Origin of the sequence: Kitasatospora sp. NPDC057512, from assembly GCF_042802135.1 — a bacterium.
Taxonomy (GTDB): Bacteria; Actinomycetota; Actinomycetes; order Streptomycetales; family Streptomycetaceae; genus Kitasatospora.
The window spans coordinates 1-3229 of sequence record NZ_JBHVET010000861.1 but is presented as its reverse complement, the minus strand read 5'-3'; the positions used below and the strand labels follow the sequence as shown (position 1 = coordinate 3229).

Annotated in this window: 4 protein-coding genes; 2 read left to right on the top strand and 2 right to left on the bottom strand. The window is 74.9% G+C overall.

All coding sequences use genetic code 11. From position 1 onward, the window contains the following. Nucleotides 1-108: 108 nt before the first annotated feature. Nucleotides 109-372 carry a hypothetical protein gene (locus ACFU6K_RS34875; protein WP_380670003.1) on the bottom strand — a complete coding sequence of 88 codons (264 nt, stop codon included), beginning with the start codon at nucleotides 370-372 and terminating at the stop codon, nucleotides 109-111. Nucleotides 373-507: 135 nt separating this feature from the next. On the opposite strand from ACFU6K_RS34875, the gene ACFU6K_RS34870 reads away from it, so the two are divergent. Further along, nucleotides 508-825: a hypothetical protein gene (locus ACFU6K_RS34870; RefSeq protein ID WP_049659213.1), complete on the top strand. Its 318-nt coding sequence runs from the start codon at nucleotides 508-510 to the stop codon at nucleotides 823-825. A gap of 64 nt (nucleotides 826-889) precedes the next feature. Here ACFU6K_RS34870 and ACFU6K_RS34865 read toward each other — a convergent pair whose 3' ends face one another. Then, the gene (locus ACFU6K_RS34865) at nucleotides 890-1480 is read right to left on the bottom strand and encodes a TetR/AcrR family transcriptional regulator (RefSeq protein ID WP_380670000.1); all 591 of its coding nucleotides are present in this window, start codon (nucleotides 1478-1480) and stop codon (nucleotides 890-892) included. Nucleotides 1481-1563: 83 nt separating this feature from the next. On the opposite strand from ACFU6K_RS34865, the gene ACFU6K_RS34860 reads away from it, so the two are divergent. After that, nucleotides 1564-3114 (top strand): MFS transporter, encoded by a 1551-nt coding sequence (locus ACFU6K_RS34860; protein ID WP_380669998.1) that lies wholly within the window; start codon nucleotides 1564-1566, stop codon nucleotides 3112-3114. The last annotated feature ends 115 nt before the right edge of the window (nucleotides 3115-3229 follow it).

The window sequence follows — 3229 nt, the reverse complement described above, 5'->3', positions numbered from 1 at the left end:
ATGTCGCTGGGGTTGTTGGGCGGTGGGGGTCATCGGGGCCGGTCGGGCGGTGTGCGGCAGCCGCGTGATGGCGAGTCCCGCCCCTCCCGGCCCGGCAGCCGCACCGGCTCAGTTGGGCGAGCCGTGCTGGGCGCGCCAGGCGTCCCAGCCGGCCGTGGACGCCACCTTCGCGTCGTGCAGGGCCCGCTGGGCGAGCGCGGTCGGCGGGCTCTCCAGGCTCCGCACCCAGCTGCGGCCGGCGGTGAACAGCGCGGCGCACACCATCGCCGCACCGGCCGCGCCGAGCAGCGAACCGACGCCGGTGAGCACCACGCCGCCGGCCAGCAGCGAGCGGTTGACCTGAAGCCCGTTGAAGATCTGGTTGGTCGCCATGCCTCCACGATGCGGGCAGTCGGCGGGGGCTGCACCTCGGGCCGCTCCGGGGTGCGGGGCCCTTCCGGGTGCGGGGCCCCCGGGCGTCCGCGACCCTGGGCACACGGAGTGCGCCCGGAGCGAGGAGGAGGCGCGATGCCCGATCTCGAACAGCTCGCCGTGGAGCACGCCGCCCGGGCGGCCGAGAGCCCGCACGGGCGCAGCGCCCACCTGGTCCTGCACGACGGGATCCTGCGGCAGACCGTGATCGCGCTGACCGCGGGCACCGCGCTGGACGAGCACAACCCGCCCACCGCGGGCAGCGTCCAGGTGCTGCGCGGCCGGGTCTCGCTGACCATCGCCGGCCGGCGGCTGGAACTGGCGGCCGGCCGCCTGGAGCCCGTCCCGCAGGAGCGGCACGGGCTGCTGGCGCACGTCGACTCGGTGGTGCTGCTGACCGCCGTCACCGCGTAGCGGGCACCCCCTACGGGCGGAACACCCCCTGCGGGCGGGACACTCCCTACGAGCGGGGCGCCCCCTACGGCCGCACGGGGTTGAAGACGCTGTCGCTGACCAGCCGCAGCCCGCGCAGGAAGTCCTGCCCGCTGGGCGCGAGTTCGGGCGCGGCCAGCCACTGGGCGCAGTAGCCGGCCAGCAGGGTCTGGTAGAAGCCCCCGAGGGCGACCTCCTCCTCGGTGTCCGGCACCTCGGGCAGCCCCCGGAACACCGCGGCGAGGCCGAGCCGGCCCTCCTTCTGCGCCGCCGCGAAGGCCTGGGCCAGCTCGGGGGCGTGCCCGGCCTGGGCGAGCGCCTCGAACTGGGCCGCCCAGAGCCCGCAGTGCTCGACGAAGACGCCCCGCAGCCCGTCCCAGACGGCGGCGAAGCGCACCTCCGGGTCGTCCGACACCTGGTTGGCGGCGATCACCACCGCGGCCAGCGCCTCCCCCATCTCCCCGATCGCCTCGATCATCGCCGCGTTGAGCAGCGTCTCCTTCGAACCGAAGTGGTAGCCGATCGCGGCCAGGCTGACGCCGGAGGCGGTCGCGATGTCGCGGGCGGTGGTGCGCCCGTAGCCCTTCTCGTACAGGCAGCGCTTGGCGCCGGCCATCAGGTCTTCGCGGTTTCCCATGCCCCGATCCTACGGAAGGACTGAACAGATGTCTTGCACATACGTACTAGACAAGCGTCTGACACATCCGTACGGTCTTCCCCATGACCGCAACCACCGGCCGCGCAGGCCGTCGCGAATGGATCGGCCTGGCCGTCCTCCTGCTCCCGACCCTCGTCCTCACCATGGACATGGGCGTGCTCTTCTTCGCCGTCCCGTACATCTCCACCACGCTGGCGCCGAGCGGCACCCAGCAGCTGTGGATCATGGACATGTACTCGTTCCTGCTGGCCGGGCTGCTCATCACGATGGGCGCGCTGGGCGACCGGATAGGCCGCCGCCGGCTGCTGATGATCGGCGCCGCCGGGTTCGCGGGCGCCTCGCTGCTGGCCGCCTGGTCGCACGACGCCGGCCAGCTCATCGCGGCCCGCGCGGTGCTCGGCATCGCCGGTGCCACCGTGATGCCCTCGACCCTCGCGCTGATCCGCACGATGTTCCACGACCCCCGGCAGCGGCAGATCGCGCTCGGCGCCTGGGGCGGCATCCTCACCGCCGGGGCCACCCTCGGCCCGGTCGCCGGCGGCCTGCTGCTGGAGCACTTCTGGTGGGGCTCGGCCTTCCTGCTCGCCGTCCCGGTCATGGCCCTGGTGCTGCTCACCGCGCCCGTCCTGCTCCCCGAGTACCGCGCCACCCGCCGCACCGGCCGCTTCGACCTGCTCGGCGCCGCGCTGTCGCTGGCCGCGATCCTGCCGCTGGTCTACGGCGTCAAGACGATCGCCGTCGAGGGCTGGAGCCTCCTGCCCGGGCTCGCCGTCGCCGCCGGACTGCTGCTGGCCGGCGCCTTCGTCCAGCGCCAGCGCACCGCCGCCGACCCGCTGCTCGACCTGAGCCTGTTCCGGATCCGCACCTTCAGCGGCGCGATCAGCGTCAACAGCATCGCGATGTTCGCGATGATGGGCTTCGCCCTCTTCACCTCCCAGTACCTCCAACTGGTCAAGGGCATGAGCCCGCTGACCGCCTCGCTCTGGTCGCTGGTGCCCAGTCTGGGCGTCGGCGCGGCGGTCGGCGTCAGCTCCGCGCTGGCCGGCCGGGTCCGCCCGGCGGTGCTGATGGGCGGCGGCTTCCTGGTCGGCTCGGCGGGCTTCGCGATGATGACCCAGGTCGGCGCGCACTCCCCGCTGGCGCTCGTCCTCACCGCGGCCGGCGTGCTGGCCGCCGGGACGGTCGGCACCATGACGATGACCGCCGAGATGGTCGTCTCCGCCGCCCCGGTCGAGCAGGCCGGCGCCGCCTCCGCCACCTCCGAGACCGCCGTCGAACTCGGCAGCTCGCTCGGCATCGCCCTGCTCGGCGCGGCCGGCGCCGCCGTCTACCACCACCGGCTGGACGGCGCCCTCCCGGCCGGCCTCGACGGCGCGGCCGCCCGGACCGCCCAGGACACCCTCGGCGGCGCGGCCACCGTCGCCGCCCACCTGCCCGGCCGGCTCGGCGCCGACCTGCTGGAGACCGCCCGCACCGCCTTCACCGACGGCCTGCACGTCGCCGCCGTGGTCGGCCTGGTCTTCGCCCTGGGCGCCGCGGCCCTGGCCTACCGCCTGATGCGCCACCTCCCGGCCGCCGCCCCCGCCGCCGCCCCGGAGCCCGTCGCCGCCTGATCCGCCCGGCCCGATCCACGCGGGTGGAAACCAGTCGTGGGTCGCCGAGCGGACCGAGGGGATGGTCCGGGCGGCCGCGGCGACCACCACCACGGCGATCGGCACGTTGACGTAG

Excerpts from the sequence above, each read along its gene's own strand:
- ACFU6K_RS34875 (WP_380670003.1), bottom strand. The coding sequence starts at position 372 with ATGGCGACCAACCAGATCTTCAACGGGCTTCAGGTCAACCGCTCGCTG.
- ACFU6K_RS34865 (WP_380670000.1), bottom strand. The coding sequence starts at position 1,480 with ATGGGAAACCGCGAAGACCTGATGGCCGGCGCCAAGCGCTGCCTGTAC.
- ACFU6K_RS34870 (WP_049659213.1), top strand. The coding sequence starts at position 508 with ATGCCCGATCTCGAACAGCTCGCCGTGGAGCACGCCGCCCGGGCGGCC.
- ACFU6K_RS34860 (WP_380669998.1), top strand. The coding sequence starts at position 1,564 with ATGACCGCAACCACCGGCCGCGCAGGCCGTCGCGAATGGATCGGCCTG.